The 15406-nt window shown below is 37.7% G+C and carries 12 protein-coding genes; 3 read left to right on the top strand and 9 right to left on the bottom strand.

The annotated features are described in order from the left end of the window. Positions 1 to 80: 80 nt before the first annotated feature. The 4 genes from CZ809_RS01920 to CZ809_RS01905 form a co-directional block, all read right to left on the bottom strand. Positions 81 to 776, bottom strand: coding sequence for a Crp/Fnr family transcriptional regulator (locus tag CZ809_RS01920; protein WP_080155753.1), 696 nt, complete (start codon positions 774 to 776; stop codon positions 81 to 83). 133 nt (positions 777 to 909) lie between these two features. Further along, a complete protein-coding gene (locus CZ809_RS01915) occupies positions 910 to 1644 on the bottom strand; it encodes a nucleoside phosphorylase (protein ID WP_080155752.1) in 735 nt (244 codons plus the stop codon). Further along, positions 1641 to 2369: a nicotinamide riboside transporter PnuC gene (gene pnuC / locus CZ809_RS01910; RefSeq protein WP_080155751.1), complete on the bottom strand. Its 729-nt coding sequence runs from the start codon at positions 2367 to 2369 to the stop codon at positions 1641 to 1643. Before pnuC ends, CZ809_RS01915 begins: the two co-directional genes overlap by 4 nt. A 243-nt stretch (positions 2370 to 2612) precedes the next feature. After that, the gene (locus tag CZ809_RS01905) at positions 2613 to 3368 is read right to left on the bottom strand and encodes a ZIP family metal transporter (protein ID WP_080155750.1); all 756 of its coding nucleotides are present in this window, start codon (positions 3366 to 3368) and stop codon (positions 2613 to 2615) included. A gap of 322 nt (positions 3369 to 3690) precedes the next feature. Here CZ809_RS01905 and CZ809_RS01900 point away from each other — a divergent pair, with 322 nt between their 5' ends. The 3 genes from CZ809_RS01900 (at position 3691) to CZ809_RS01890 (ending at position 5936) form a co-directional block, all read left to right on the top strand. Next, on the top strand, positions 3691 to 3933 hold the full coding sequence (locus CZ809_RS01900; protein WP_080155749.1) for a hypothetical protein: 243 nt from the start codon (positions 3691 to 3693) through the stop codon (positions 3931 to 3933). 140 nt (positions 3934 to 4073) lie between these two features. Next, positions 4074 to 4421, top strand: coding sequence for a hypothetical protein (locus CZ809_RS01895; protein ID WP_080155748.1), 348 nt, complete (start codon positions 4074 to 4076; stop codon positions 4419 to 4421). Between the two features lie 255 nt (positions 4422 to 4676). Next, entirely contained in the window at positions 4677 to 5936 is a 1260-nt protein-coding gene (locus tag CZ809_RS01890) for a YadA-like family protein (RefSeq protein ID WP_080155747.1), read from the top strand. Between the two features lie 8 nt (positions 5937 to 5944). Here the strand turns inward: CZ809_RS01890 and CZ809_RS01885 are convergent, their stop codons facing one another. The 5 genes from CZ809_RS01885 to CZ809_RS01865 form a co-directional block, all read right to left on the bottom strand. Then, a complete protein-coding gene (locus CZ809_RS01885) occupies positions 5945 to 9067 on the bottom strand; it encodes an efflux RND transporter permease subunit (protein ID WP_080155746.1) in 3123 nt (1040 codons plus the stop codon). A gap of 3 nt (positions 9068 to 9070) precedes the next feature. After that, positions 9071 to 10279 (bottom strand): efflux RND transporter periplasmic adaptor subunit, encoded by a 1209-nt coding sequence (locus CZ809_RS01880; protein ID WP_080155745.1) that lies wholly within the window; start codon positions 10277 to 10279, stop codon positions 9071 to 9073. A 184-nt stretch (positions 10280 to 10463) separates the two neighbouring features. Further along, the gene (locus tag CZ809_RS01875; protein WP_080155744.1) at positions 10464 to 11210 is read right to left on the bottom strand and encodes a 3'-5' exonuclease; all 747 of its coding nucleotides are present in this window, start codon (positions 11208 to 11210) and stop codon (positions 10464 to 10466) included. Positions 11211 to 11212: 2 nt separating this feature from the next. Further along, a complete protein-coding gene (locus CZ809_RS01870; RefSeq protein WP_210434260.1) occupies positions 11213 to 13120 on the bottom strand; it encodes a DUF294 nucleotidyltransferase-like domain-containing protein in 1908 nt (635 codons plus the stop codon). Positions 13121 to 13241: 121 nt separating this feature from the next. After that, positions 13242 to 14870 carry a sodium/sugar symporter gene (locus CZ809_RS01865; RefSeq protein WP_080155743.1) on the bottom strand — a complete coding sequence of 543 codons (1629 nt, stop codon included), beginning with the start codon at positions 14868 to 14870 and terminating at the stop codon, positions 13242 to 13244. Positions 14871 to 15406: the final 536 nt, after the last annotated feature.

The following is a 15406-nucleotide window of genomic DNA, read 5'->3' as shown; positions in this document are numbered from 1 at the left end:
AATCATAAATATCAAGTAATAACATCAAACAATGGCGGCTTAATCAGTCGCCATTGTTATTTTAAAAACTCAGAAACAACTTACGATAATTCATAATCTTCAAAGTGATCTACAAACTTCTGTAACCCAGCCAGATCCACAATAATAAGCTCAGAACCTTGTTTCTCAACTAATCCTTGCTGAATCAATGTCTTTAATGCGCGTCGATAAACACGGCTTGATGTGCCAAACCGTTCAGCTTCTTTATCTGCTTTATTAAATCGACCAAGGGTCATCGAATTACGGGCGTGCTGAAGTAAATCAAATGCAATATTGTAAGTAATGGGATGTAATAAACGGTAGGTGTAAATATCAAGCGAATCTTGGTAATCAAGCGCCAATGCAGAAGCAAAAAACAAACTAAACTCAGGGCGTTCTAACAGTAATTTCTCTACTTTTTTCATATCAAGAATGTCAATTTCTATCGCTTCTTCAACAATAACCGACCATTGGCATGATGTTTTAGTAAAGAACTCCATTTCACCAAAGACATTATAGTTACAGTCCATCTCTCCCAATTGAAAACGACGCCCATTAACAGCACAAATATGCATCGACACTCGTCCAACAGGCACAATCATTAACTGAGTAATATCCTGACCTTGCTGCATGATAGCATCGCCGATTTGGTAGCGTTTACTGCCGATTTGACACTTATATAGTGCTTGGCGAAAACTCGCATAATGTTGGGTTAGGTAATCACTAAAACGGGTTGAGGAGGAAGGAGTCAATTGCATTGCGCATATCACTATTGTTTCATTTTAAATCAAGATAGCGGGTTTTTATGGCACTGAATAGGAAAATGTATAGTGCACATTAAAATAGCCCAATTTATAACAATCGGGCTATTAATTTGGTGATTAAATAGACTTAAACAACCTTAATAAGGGCATTCAGCGCAGTATGGGCAGCTAACTGTTCCCCTTTAATCATATCTTCAGCTTCATTAACATAAGCACTAATCCCTTCACTTACATTCTGCTGATAAAGCACCACGTTATTCAAAATTGCGGCTGTTTTTAGTTGACGTAAACGCCCCACCGTTAATAAGGCAGAAGTCTCCATATCAGCCCCTAATACGCCTTTTTTATGCCAATACTCACAAATATTATCTTCTTCATCGGTATAAAAACTATCGTGAGAACGTACAATGCCACTATGATAGTTAATATTCTGTTGCGATAAATCTGTTTTTAATAAGTGAACCAATTGATGATCAGCAATAGCCGGAAATTCACTTGGAATATATGCTTTAGAGCCACCTTCATCTCGCACTGCACCTTCGGCAACAATGAGTTCACCTAAACCAATATTTGATTGCAGTGCCCCTGCTGAGCCAACACGGATAATATATTCAGCACCACATCGCTTAAGTTCTTCCAAAGCAATAATCATTGATGGTGCGCCCATCCCCGTACTACACAATGTAACGGGTTTACCCTGATAGTCGCCATTAATAATACGGTATTCACGATTTTCAGCAATTAACACACTATTTGTTAAAAAACGTTCCGCAATTCGATTTACTCTATCAGGCTCACCGCAGACTAAAATACTCGTGGCAATTTGACCGTGACTAATTAATAAATGAGGTTGTTGATTCATGCGATAACCTTCTTAGCTTGTGGTTTATTTCTGTTCGCAATTGCAATCCAGCAACGGGCACCATTTGCCGCAACAAAGAGTAGAATTGCATACTGAATAGACATTGCATACACGCCTTGTACTGCATATAAACCGACGCTGATGATATTAATAACTACCCACACAATCCAGTTTTCAACATACTTACGTGTCATTAGAATCTGTGCCACAATAGACAGTACCGTCATGGTAGCATCCCAAAATGGGAACGCGCCGGGTTGTAATGTTGGAGCCGCTAAATTAGCACCGAAAACATTCAATATATCTACAGCGAAATTAGCTAAAGCAAAAAACACGGGGTTGATATAAACCGTTAGTAACCCAATCGCAATTGCACTTAATGTCACGGTCATGACTAATTTTGGCTTACTTAACCACCGAACCTCTAAGTTATCTCCCTCGCTAGTTGGTCTTGTCCATGCGAACCAACCATAAATATTGGCAACAAAGAAGAATACTTGTAATAGCAACAACCCATACAATTGAATTTGAAAGAAAATAATACAAAACAAGGTGACATTAATAAGACCAAAAAAGAAATTTATGGTTTTTTCTTTACTGGCAAACCAAATACACAGCAGACCAAAGACAGTACCAATTGCTTCAATCCATGACATTGCATAACCGTCACCGATTGGAAAATTAACAAGGGTGTTATTGATATCAAACCAAGAAAGAAAGTCCATCCGTTAATCCTTTTGTTCTTATTAATAATTTGAAGCAATTGTAAAAGGTATCTTTATCTAAGATGAGGACATTTGTCCCATTGCACGTGAGGGGGATCAACTTTTAAATAATTAGCACATCAGTTTCTAACTCAAAGACAAGATGATGTAATGACGTTAGGGTATTACCCAGATAAAGCAGTTCCGCGTTAGCTAGAAGTAACTAACGCGGACAATAAGGTGGAATTTAGCGTAATAAAACAATCAAGCCCAAATAGCAACCACGGCCATTAAAACAAAACCGATAACGACAAAAGTGAAATTCTTTAAATCACAGCATTTATCAACCATGGTTGACTGTTTTAAACCATGCAATGTACCAAGGTACAAAAATGTACCAGCAGCTAATGAATAAAAGATAGGCTCTAATAATGGATAGTTTTCGGTATAGTCTAAAATACCCGATCCTAACCCCACACCAAGCGGCAACATTATCGTAAATAGTGCAAACATAGTTAAAGATTGGCGCAACGACAAGCGGCTTTTACTTAATTGCACAGCCAGTGAAAAACTTGCTGCCCATTTATGCGCTAGAATAGCAATGAGGATCATAACCATCATTGTAATTGAACCACTTAATCCAAGCACCGTACCCGCAAGTAACGAATGAATAGATAGAATGACCATCGCTAAAATAGCGAATGCAGGACTGTTACTGTCGCCATGTTCATCTAAACGGCGACCTAAGTGTTCAAACCATAATAATAATAAGAACACGCTGCCGGCTAATACAAAGGCAATTGGATATTCAATACCATGATCTAAAAATGATTTAGAGGCATCACCCAGCATATGAATAAGACCTGCACCTAGAAAAACACCTGATGCTAAGGCTTCTGCTGCCGGAGATTCTAATGGTCGGGTCGTTTTAAATTTACGTAAAAACGGATACAATCCCGCAAGTACAGTAGTTATAAAAATCAGCACTACTGATAATATTTTAAATTCATCGAGATTCATGTTGTATTCCGCATCGTTAAACAGCCAACGTTATAGCACTTACCGTGTGACTCTGCGAACAATTTGAATGTAAAACATTAATTCCATATAGCAACAATATTAATTAATGCTCTTTTTTAAATAATAAAGAATAACTATCTCTTTTAAATATAACCACGAATAAACTTGAAAAATATTATTAATCAATGAATTACATTAAAAATGAAATTAAGATTATTTTATTTATATAGCAAAAGTGCATAAAAAAAAGCCAAACAACCCTTTCTATTTAAAAATGAACTACGCTTACTGAGTCCAGATATATCATAAAATAGAGGTATTTATGGCAACTCAAAAAACAAAAGAATCAACGCATGAAACAATGAAACATCATTATACTGATAATGAAAAACACAAACATGATAAAGATCACCAACAATATCGTGAACATGAACCATCACATGGACATCATATCCATGGTGGTGTTGGTACCGCACATAAAGATACTCACCATCACCATTATACAACGCATCATCACCATCATTATTATGGTCCCGTTACTATCATTAATAGTGACGAAGAATAATTATTCTTCAGCAGACTAAAGCATACTGACAAATATATTAGTATGCTTTACTGTGATCAATTAGCTCTTCATAACATGATATTCATACTTTTTTCATTTATAATTGCCATCTTCATTACCTTTAAAAAGCTTTTCATTACATGAGACAATTTATTATTACAACCTTGTTTTGTTTATTATTAGTAGGATGTGTAACTGAAAGTGTGCGAGTTATTCCAACTAAAGTCAGCGTAAAAGCAGATATAGGGTTTAACCCCTGTGGAAGTGACATTGAAGGCTATCATTTTGAGCCCAATGGTATAATTTCAATTACTTGTACTAACGGCAATATTTATTCAGTCCGTAATAATACTGAATTAAATCAAATGAAAAATAAAGTTATTGAATGCCAACAAAAAGGTTTTAATGATTATAGTGAGTGTTTATCACATAAAAACGCAGCGAAAAAAAAGCATCAGCATCACAACAAGATAAACAACAATAATTAGTCACCTTGAGCACTAAATAGCCACAATTAGAAACAAGTAATATTTATTAATACTGAAAAAATTACAAATCAACCCGCAACAAATGCATAAGCACCCATTTAAATACGTTTTATACCGTTTTTAAAAGCATAAAAAATCACATTCTGCCATTGATTATGATTTGTTCAGTTTTGGTTTCTGTTATTTAAATTCTGCTACTAACTTTCATACATCCTCTTGCTCTACTATCTCTATATAGAAACAAGGGGCTCTATTATGAAAAAACATCACTTAGCCTATTTAATACTTGCTACTTTATCTGCATCAAGTATGGCTGAAACGCCAACGGCTCAATCAAATAATGTCATTATTGGTAATGACGCCAATGTAAAAAACAGTACAACGTCTATTTCAGTTGGTCCTAACGCCAGTGCTCAGGGTAATTCAAGTGTTTCTGAAGGTTATCAAGCTATCGCTCAAGGTGATGCTGCGGTTGCAATAGGTGTTGCCGCAACGGCTGTCGGCGATCAATCTGCATCTTTTGGCTCAAACGCAAATACTCACGGTAATAGTTCATCTTCTTTTGGCTCAGGGGCTATTGTTAAAGGCATTCAAGCTGAAGCCTTTGGATCAACAGCACATGCGATTGGTAATGCAGCCGTTGCTTTTGGCTCTGGCGCCCAAGCTAATGGTAGCTATTCTACCGCATTAGGTACAAACGCTCGTTCATCAACCTCCAATATTGCTATTGGTAATTATGCCCATGCCACAGGTACTCGAGGTTCAATTGCAATAGGTAACCAATCACAATCAATTGATGGTCAAGTCTCCTTTGGTAATAATCAAATCCAACGTCGTTTAGAGCATGTAAATTCAGGTATCGCGAGTACTGATGCGGTGAATGTCAGTCAATTAAATAAAGGTATAAAAGCAACAGAAAATTATACTAATACAAAAGTAGCCTCAACACTAACCGAAGCAAAAACATATAGTCATCAACAAAGTGTCAACGCAGTACAACAAGCTAATACTTATACTGATAATAAAGCTGCAACAACACTCACCACTGCGAATAATTATAGCCAGCAACAAAGTGTTAATGCGGTAAAACAAGCCAATAGTTATACTAATGATAAATCCGCAACAACACTCACCACTGCAAATAAATACAGCCATCAGCAAAGTATCAACGCCGTACAACAAGCCAATACTTATACTAATAATAAATCAGCGGCTACGTTATCTGCCGCGAATGAATATACGGATCAAAAAGTCGACTTACTTTCCCACAATATTGAAAAAGTACATAATCAAGCCAATGCGGGTATTGCAAGTGCAATGGCGATGACATCAATCCCAATGCGACAAGGTTATCACTATACTCTTGGTATGGGTGTCGCTAATTATGATAACCAATCGGCAATGGCTATTGGAGGAAAATTCGATGTCGGTCAGCACGGTATTGTCACTTTAGCCGCTTCTGATGATAGCCAACATGACGCAGGTATTGCTGCTGGGGTTGGATTTGGTTTTTAAACAAGACATTATTTATCCAATTGTGGACGCCACCAATAATGAAATAAACGACGACAAACTTGTTTAATGTCATTCAAAATTAAATACAGAGCAGGCACTAATAGTAAAGTAACTACTGTTGCAAATAAGATTCCAAATGCCAATGATGTTGCCATTGGAATCACTATTTGTGCCTGCAAGCTCGTTTCAAGTAAAATAGGCGCCAAGCCAAAGAAGGTGGTTAGTGACGTTAGTACAATGGCACGAAAACGACAGCACCCTGCATCAATAACGGCATCATAAAGAGAAGTACCTTGTTCCAAAGCACGGTTAATAAATACCACCAGCACTAAAGAATCATTCACCACTACACCAGACAATGCCAAAATACCAAACACACTCAGTAAATTAAGTGAAATATCCGCAAAATAGTGTCCAGCAATGGCACCAATAATACCAAAGGGGATCACTGACATAATGATCAACGGTTGGCTGTATGATCGCAATGGAATCGCCATTAATGCAAAAATAGCAACCAGTGCTAATACCGCATCACGAAATAGACTAACTTTCGTTTCAGACTCTTCTTTTGCTTGCCCATCAAGTTGAATGTTAACTGCTGGATATTGCTGACGTAATAACGGTAAATAATCTTTATTTATAATGGTATATATCTCAGATGGAGAAGCTTTACCTTTGTGAACATTTGCACTAACGACCAATGTTCGACGTTTATCTACCCGATTAATACTGTTTAATGCTGAAATAAAATCAATGGTTGCCACTTCAGAAAATGGCACCAACGTACCATTTGATAAAACCACTTTCATATTTTGTAAATAACCGACACTACGACGCTCATCAGCAGGATAACGTACCATCACTTTCACTTCTTCGTTATTGCGTAAAATACGTTGAACTTCAATACCATGAAAAGCATGTCGAACTTGATTGGTCAGATTCGCGACGGATAAACCTAATATTTTCCCAATTGACGTTAACTTAATATTAATCTCTTGCGTTGGCGCAGATAAATCATCTTCAACATTAAACACCCCTTGATAACGTTCAAGTTGCTGCTTTAATTTTGTAGCTGCTTGCAAAAGTTGCTGACTATTCTCACCTTGTAAACGGTATTGAATATCACTTTTCTGGCGGTCAATAGACGCTTCATAAGCAATAGTTTTGACGCCAACTAATGGTGGAATATGGTGTTTCCATTTATTTAAAATCTCAAAACTACTTATAGGTAAACTTTCGCTTTTTTCTAATTCAACTAACACAAACATATTGTTATTGTCTCGCATATTAACAAAGCTATGCTTCACGACATGCATGCCCTGCTGCTGATAAATTTCTTCATCAGTTGCATACAACGCCTGTTCTAATTGATTAATAACCTTAATATTATTTGCTTTTGAATTAGAATCATTCATTTCTACCAAGACTTGAATATAGTCAGAGGGTAATTTAGGAAAGAACACCCACCGTAATTGTCCACTGAACACTAACGCCAATGCTAAGCACAACACACCAACAAATGTCGCTAAGACACTATATCTATGCACGATGGCCAAACCAATAAAACGTCGATAATGGACATGAATAAACTTATTTACCGCCTGATTAAAGCGTTGTTTCATTCGCACAATGGGATTGTTCCAAGATCGTTGTTGTACTAAACGCGATCGGGCTAAGTGGGCGGGCAAAATTAATTTAGATTCAATCAGGGAAAAAGTTAAACATAAAATAACCACCCATCCAATGGCCTTAAAAAATTCAGTGCGAGGACTATCTGACAACAGCATTGGCACAAATGCAGCCATGGTCGTTAATACCCCAAAGGTTGCAGGAATAGCGACTCGCTTCGCCCCTTGAATAACATGATTAATTGTTTGCCCTTTTTGTTCTACTTCTGAATAAACACTTTCTCCAACAACAATTGCATCATCAACCACGATCCCAAGTACGAGAATAAACCCAAATAACGACAATAAGTTAATGGAGATATTAATCATCTCAAATGGCATAAATAATAACGTGCCAAGAAAACAAAAAGGTAACCCAAGTATTACCCAAAATGCTAATCTCACTTCAAGAAAAATAGCGAGAATAATAAACACCAATAATCCGCCATACACCATATTAGACAGCATCATATTAAGCCGCCCTTCAAGGTAATGTGACATATCAGCCCATTTATCAATATGAATACCCGCTGGTAATTGTGCCTTTTTATTCGTCACATAATCACTGATTTGCTGGGATATGAGCGTTGCGTCTTGATTAGGAAGATTTCGAATTTGTATCACCGCGGCACGTTGTTGATTAAATCGATTAAGTACTGATTTTTCGACAAAACCATCCGTTACAGTGGCAATATCAGACAGGCGTAATCGACTTCCATCCGCGTTCGTGCGTAAAACGATATTGGCAAATTGATCACCTTGATAAAGTTGTTCTGTGGTACGAACTAACACATCACCATCTTGGGCTTTAATTGCTCCGGCGGGTAAGTCCAATGAGCGTTGCTGTAATACCTGTGCTATTTGCTCAATGGTAACGCCATGATCGCGCAGTTGCTGTGCGGCTATTTCAATTGCTATTTCATCATTTCTTATTCCGCTTACCGTCACCGCTGTCGCACTGGTTTGCTGAATAATTTCATCTTTTACAACTTGAGCATAACGTTTAAGTTGGCGATCACTCAAATCACCATATATTGATAAAAACATCACATTACTCATAAATTCCGCCCGTTGAATCAAGGGCGGCTCCATTTGAGTAGGGAATGTCGTAATATTATTAACCCGCTGTTTTACCTCATCTAAAACTTTATTAAGATCAGCATCATTATCAAGCTCAACCGTAACAACCCCACTTCCTTGATTAGCGACAGCCGTCACCCGCTTAATATCAGCAAGGTCATCAATAGCTTGTTCAATTTTAACAATGATCCCTTGTTCTACATCGGCAGCGGCAGCCCCTGTATATTGAGTGGTTATGGTAATTTTATGAGTACCAAAGGCAGGAAATATCTCTTTATTAATAAGATTAACTGAAAATAAACCACCGATCATCACCAGCAACATCAACAAATTAGCGGCGACATGATTACGCGTAAACCAAGCAATGATTCCTGATGATTCCATTCATTAGTCTCCGTTCTCAGTACCTTTAGAATGCGTCAGTGTAAGTGTTGCTTGTTCCGTCTTAGAGGGAGTATTTAAAATAGGGGTTACTTCTTTGCCATCTAAATGATTATCTGGCCACGTCAGTGACACTAACTCACCTTCTTCTAACCCACTGCTAATGTAGGCATAATCAAGATCAGTACGCGCAACCACGACTTTGCGCATTTGAGTTAAACCATTGCGATCAACCAATATCACATGATCATTTCTCACCACGTGACGTTGTAACTTAACGGCATTATTAATCGGCCTTGCTGCAACATTTGCGGTAACAAACGTCCCAAATTTTAAAACATCAGCACGTTGCGAACTTGGGTGTTGTAATTGATAAGGATCAAACACATCAACAATAAGATAAACCATTCGACTTTGTTGATCGATGATCCCTTCAGTACCAATAAAGTCAGCTTGCCAATGTTGATAAGGTTGGCCAAGGCGCTCTGAGGCTAATATAACGCGAGTATTGAGTGAGTTTGTGTCGAGGAATGAAAAAGCTTGTGGTGTCACAGGAAGGCGGATTCTAGCGACATCTGTACCAAATATGCGCCCAAGTTGCTCGCCAACATTGACATGAGTGCCAATATTAACCGCTTTCTCTGTAATTAAACCATCAAAGGGCGCAATAATAGTTGTACGAGCAACGTTACGTTGGGCACGTGCTAATGCTGCTTGTGCAAATTTAACATTCGCTTGTTCTTGTTTTCGTTGTGGAATGCGTAATCCTAACGCTGATTGCTTAGCAACAGCGACATGACGTAAATTCTTTTTTGCTACGATCCCATGGGCGATTTCTTGTTCAAGTTTCGCTTTTGCTTGGGCTAACGTTGCCTGTGCCTGAGCAAGATCAGCATGGTAATCATCATCGTCTAAATACGCTAACACTTGCCCTTTTCGTACAAATTGTCCAACCGCAAAAGCAGGATCTAAACGGTTAACAATGCCACTTACTTGCGCAACTAACTCTGCTTGATGCTTAGGTTTAACCATTCCATAAGAGTTAATGTTAAAATTCAATTGCTGCTTTTTTACTTGCATCACATCAAGTACTGGCACAATCTTTTCAATCATTTTCTGCTGAGGTTGAGGCCTATTTAATAATAACCCTGCCGACACCCCTGCAAACAGCAATAAAATCACTACCGGTAAATAGCGTCTTATAATGACACCCATGCTATCCAATCCCTTACTAGCAAACCAAAACACACTATTGCTTTAATTTGAGTGTAGAGCATCTATACATCGCGTGTTGTTTAGATGTGCAATTAAGTGATCAATGCAGAATAACACCGACAGTGATAAATAAAGAAAAGCACCTAAACCTTAAACTAAGACCGAAAGCTTATAATAAATAACACTAACGTTTAAGCAACTGGCCAATAGTCGGCAATTTATTACCGTAAATTTTATGCAATAACACCATACATAACTCCCCACACGCGATAGCATCAAACAAGGCATCATGGGCTTGATACTCAGGTAAGCCTAATTTATGCCGCGCACTGCCTAAACGCACATCTTGGTGTGAGATTTGATTATTATATAAAGATTGATACAGCGGTAACGTGTCTAGCCACAATAGTGGGCAATCATTCAATTGATATTTATGCTGTAGATACGCACTGATAAAGCCTTGTTCCATAAAACAACCGTGAGCAATACCTATTTTTCCAGTCAAAGCCACCAGTAATCGCATCATCACCTCATCAAGTGGCTGTCCTTGTAATAATTGCGCATGATCAATATGATTGATCACCACACTATCAGGTTTAATTGTTGCACTTGAATTAATTAATTCACTGACACTGGTGCTCAGATCAATCGCATTACTCTGCATAGCAACATAGCCTACCGATAAAATGTCATCTTGCTGAGCATCAAAGCCCGTAGTTTCAAAATCAATCGCTAACAATGGCCATTGGTTTATCACTGTCGATGGTTGCGGTAATGGTGCGCGAAACAATGCTTGAATAAAATCAGGCAAGTCAGGCCGCTGTTGTAACAGCGTTATTCGTCGCTGTTCCAAATCACCTAACGGGTTTCCCAATAAGCGCTGCCACCATAAACACCACTGAGATCGGCCAAAAATATGATTATTCTTCATGCTTAACAAAACTTCATTTTGATGACTTCTTGATAGCTGGTAATCAACTTAAACGTTTCCCGTAGATGTGTGCGTTCAAAACTGTTAAATGCATTCGGGTTAATATGATTATTAGGTATTTTACCTCGTTGTAATGCTTGCAGTTGATGGCTATAACGAATCTGACTAATAAATTGAAATGCTGCTAATAAATCCTTGAACGTCGCCTTATTTATGACATTGTGTTCAAACAATGCCTGTAATCTTTCTTCGGTATTGGTTTTATAAACGACACTTTTCTCTGCGCTGTATAATTGGGATAACAACTGTAAATATTGCACACGCACTAAATTCACAATAATACTTAATGCAGCATCTTTAATATCAAGTGTATTGGCATTTTCGCCTTCTTTTACTAATACCCAATTTCTAAAAATACTCAGCGGGGTTTTCTGTACTAGTGCATTACGAGCCAAGGCTGAGATTAAACGTGCATTACGAACCAATTGTTTACACATACACGCCTGTAACTCATCAACTAACTGTTGCTTGCCTGTGATATAGCGCATATCAAGAAAGACACTCATTTCTAGTAATAAATCATATTCAGGGTTTACTGCCCATTTTTGATAATGCGCTTTCCATACAGCGAGAGGTTGACACCATTTATGCGTCACGGCCATGAACCGACCACTGCAAAGCTCATACCCACACAACGCCATTCCCTTACTGACATACATCGCTAAATGATGGAAATAGGCTTTATCTGCATCAGTCGCGTCGTTTGCTAAAATCAACGCATTATCTTGATCAGACAACATATGAACTTCATTACGGGCGTGAGAACCGGCAACTACCCAACAGTATTCACAAGGCGCGGCCCCTAAATATGCCTCAGCCATCATCACTAACCGACGATTATAAGCATCCATGATCATTGCCATAACCTGACCAATAACACTGACAGTCACTTTCGCTTCAACCAAGGCTTCAAAAATAGCCTGTCGCTCAATAGTAAGCTTCGCTAGTTGATCAAGACGTTCAATTTTATTAATTTTATCGATTAAAAAGATCGCTTGAATACGGTGGTTTTGAACTAAATCAGAAGGGGTAATTAATCCGATTGGAACGCCATTATCTACCACTGGAATATTCTTTATACCGTGTTGCATCATCAGCGATGCCGCCGTGATCACCAAATCGTCGCGTTTAACACTGTAAGGCGTCTGCGTCATAACAGTAGCAATGTTCTCGCTAATAGCGATACCGTCAGCAACGACGCGCTTCGTCATGTCTTTATCTGTAATCAAGCCAATAAATTTATTATTCTGCATAATAAAAGCACAAGATGAATTCGTGCTCACATGCATCGCTTTAGCAACTGCTTGAATAGTTTGAGTACTTTCAACCAAAACAATATGAGGATTAAGCACGTCCATGATAGGTTTAAAAAACAACCCTTTTTCATGTTGTGACCACACAACATTTAATCCACTGCGAAGGCGACTTTGTGCGTGTGAAGCAAAATGCGCTAAAGCATTCGGTTGATCATTTAATTTGGCTAATAATGCATTAATAGACAAACAATAAATTAGCGCATCTTCAATAACAGTAATGGTATAAGGATCACTAGCAGTATTGGTCTCTTGCTGAGTTAATCGAGAAAATCCAAAAAAATCTTCCGCTGCTAATTTTGCTCGTAACGTACCATCAAGATTGCGTTGTTCAACAGCACCCGTTCGCAATAAATACAGTTGATCACTTTCTTGTAAATCAATCACCTCTCCTTTACCAAAATAACGAATGGTGATCATTCCCGCGACATCACGTAATGTTTTAGGGTTTAGCTTATCAAACGGATCAACCGTCCCCATAAACTCAATAATATTAGGAATCAAGGTTTCAGACATATCAATAATTACTCGTGTCATTTAACTGTTATTTTGTAATCGTTACCATCGATAACAAAATAAGTGTCGTATCCATTAATGATATTAAAAAGATAGCGAAACTAATGATTCGCTATCTTTATTTAACATGATGCTAATGTTATTACCAGAACACAGAATAAAGCACAGCAAGAATAATTAAAATGGCATAAGCACCAAGATTAAACATCTTATCGGTTTTAAACATATCAGGATCTAAATCAATCGCTTTATCGTCTAATGCTGATGTTGCACTACCCAAACTTACCAGTACTATCACTGCCATAGTAAACAATAAGGTATACATCATCTGATCAAGAAATGGCATATTCAAAGGCATAAACTTCAAGAATAAAGCAAATGGAATCGATAATAACACCCCAACAATTGCTCCTTTGCTGTTCGTTTTATGCCAGAATAAACCTAATAAGAAAACCGCTAAGATACCAGGGCTAACTAAACCAGTGTATTCCTGAATATACTGAAACGCTTGTCCGATACCACCTAGCATTGGGGCAACAATACATGCAATAACCAAGGCAACAATTGCGCTACCACGGCCAACATTCACTAACTGGCTATCACTCGAATTAGGTGAAATATATTCTTTATAAATATCCATCGTAAAAATGGTTGCGGTTGAGTTCAGCATTGACGCAAGTGATGACACTATCGCTGCGGCAAGCGCGGCAAAAACCATGCCTTTTAGACCAATCGGTAAAAATTGCGTCAACCATGGATAAGCTTTATCTGCATGTGCAAAACTAGGGATATTAGTTTGACCAATATCACCTAAACCGGCAAGTAAAGTACTGTCATGGGTAATCACGTAAGCTGCAATACCAGGAATAACAACCAAGAAAGGCACAATCAATTTCAAAAATGCTGCAAAAACAATACCTTTTTGAGCTTCACCAATTGATTTAGCCGCTAAAGTACGCTGAATAATATATTGGTTAAACCCCCAGTAATAAAGGTTCGCAACCCATAAACCACCAATTAATACCGCGATTCCAGGTAAATTCATGTATTGTGGGTTATCTTGATCAAGGATCATTGTAAAGTGTTCAGGTGCTGCTGCAGCCATACGAGATAAACCACCAAATAACCCATCAGCGCCGCCGATATACAACACCGCCATTACTGTTGTAATTAAACCACCCACAATAAGGAAGAAAACTTGAATAACATCAGTCCATACGACTGCGGATAAACCACCATAAATAGAGTAAACCAATGCAAAAAGAGCCAATCCTAAAATAGAGTAAATCAGAGGAATACCAAGAATAGTTTGTAGTGCTAACCCGCCTAAATACAATACCGAAGTTAAATTTACAAACACATACAGTGCAATCCAGAACACAGCTAAAATAGTCTTCAAGTTTTTATTAAAGCGTTGTTCAACAAATTCAGGAATGGTGTAAATACCTTTATTAATAAAGACGGGTAAAAAATATTTACCCACAATAATTAACGTCAGTGCCGCCATCCATTCATAAGAAGCAATAGCGAGTCCAATCGAATAGCCAGAGCCTGACATTCCAATAAATTGTTCGGCTGAAATATTTGCAGCAATCAATGATGACCCCACCGCCCACCACGGTAAAGATTTACCCGCTAGAAAATAATCTTCCGTGGTTTTAGTCTGACCTTTTTTATTACGAGAAACGAATAACCCGACCCCGATAATAATTAACACATATACAACAAAGACTGCAATATCTATGCTTGATAACCCTAAGTAAGACGACATGATGTAACTCCATGATAAATACTGTAACCAATTGTAAACGTTATCACGCGTTAAATAATGCGAACGATCACAATTTTGATCACGTCTATTTACCGATAATAGATAGTGTGTCGTAGTTCTCAGTCACCATTAAAAACCGATATTCCCTTTATTTAATAGCCCACAATGTGATAAGCAAAACAGAAAATTAACGCTATTTCATTTAAGTGAATTATTGCTTGATGAGGTCTTGAAAATACAATTTTTTGCCCTTATGTATATAAAGATAACAACAAAAATACGGTTAAATGACGTTAGATTATCAATGAATAACCTATGGTAATAAAACAGAGTACAATTTTTTAGTGTTGATAGTTTTTTAAAATCAGCAAGTTAGTATAAATTACAACAAAACATTAGAAAAACTAATTAAAAACTGTTGACGGAAACCCTCCGGAAGCATATATTAATTACACGAACTGCCAAATGGAGTTCAAACCGCTATTAAGATTCGCCTTATTAGGGAATGCCTTATTAGCACTTATATATCGAATCAA

It is taken from the genome of Photobacterium piscicola (assembly GCF_900166965.1).
Classification (GTDB): domain Bacteria; phylum Pseudomonadota; class Gammaproteobacteria; order Enterobacterales; family Vibrionaceae; genus Photobacterium; species Photobacterium piscicola.
Note: the sequence above shows the minus strand (reverse complement) of the source record. Positions and strands in the feature narration are given on the sequence as shown.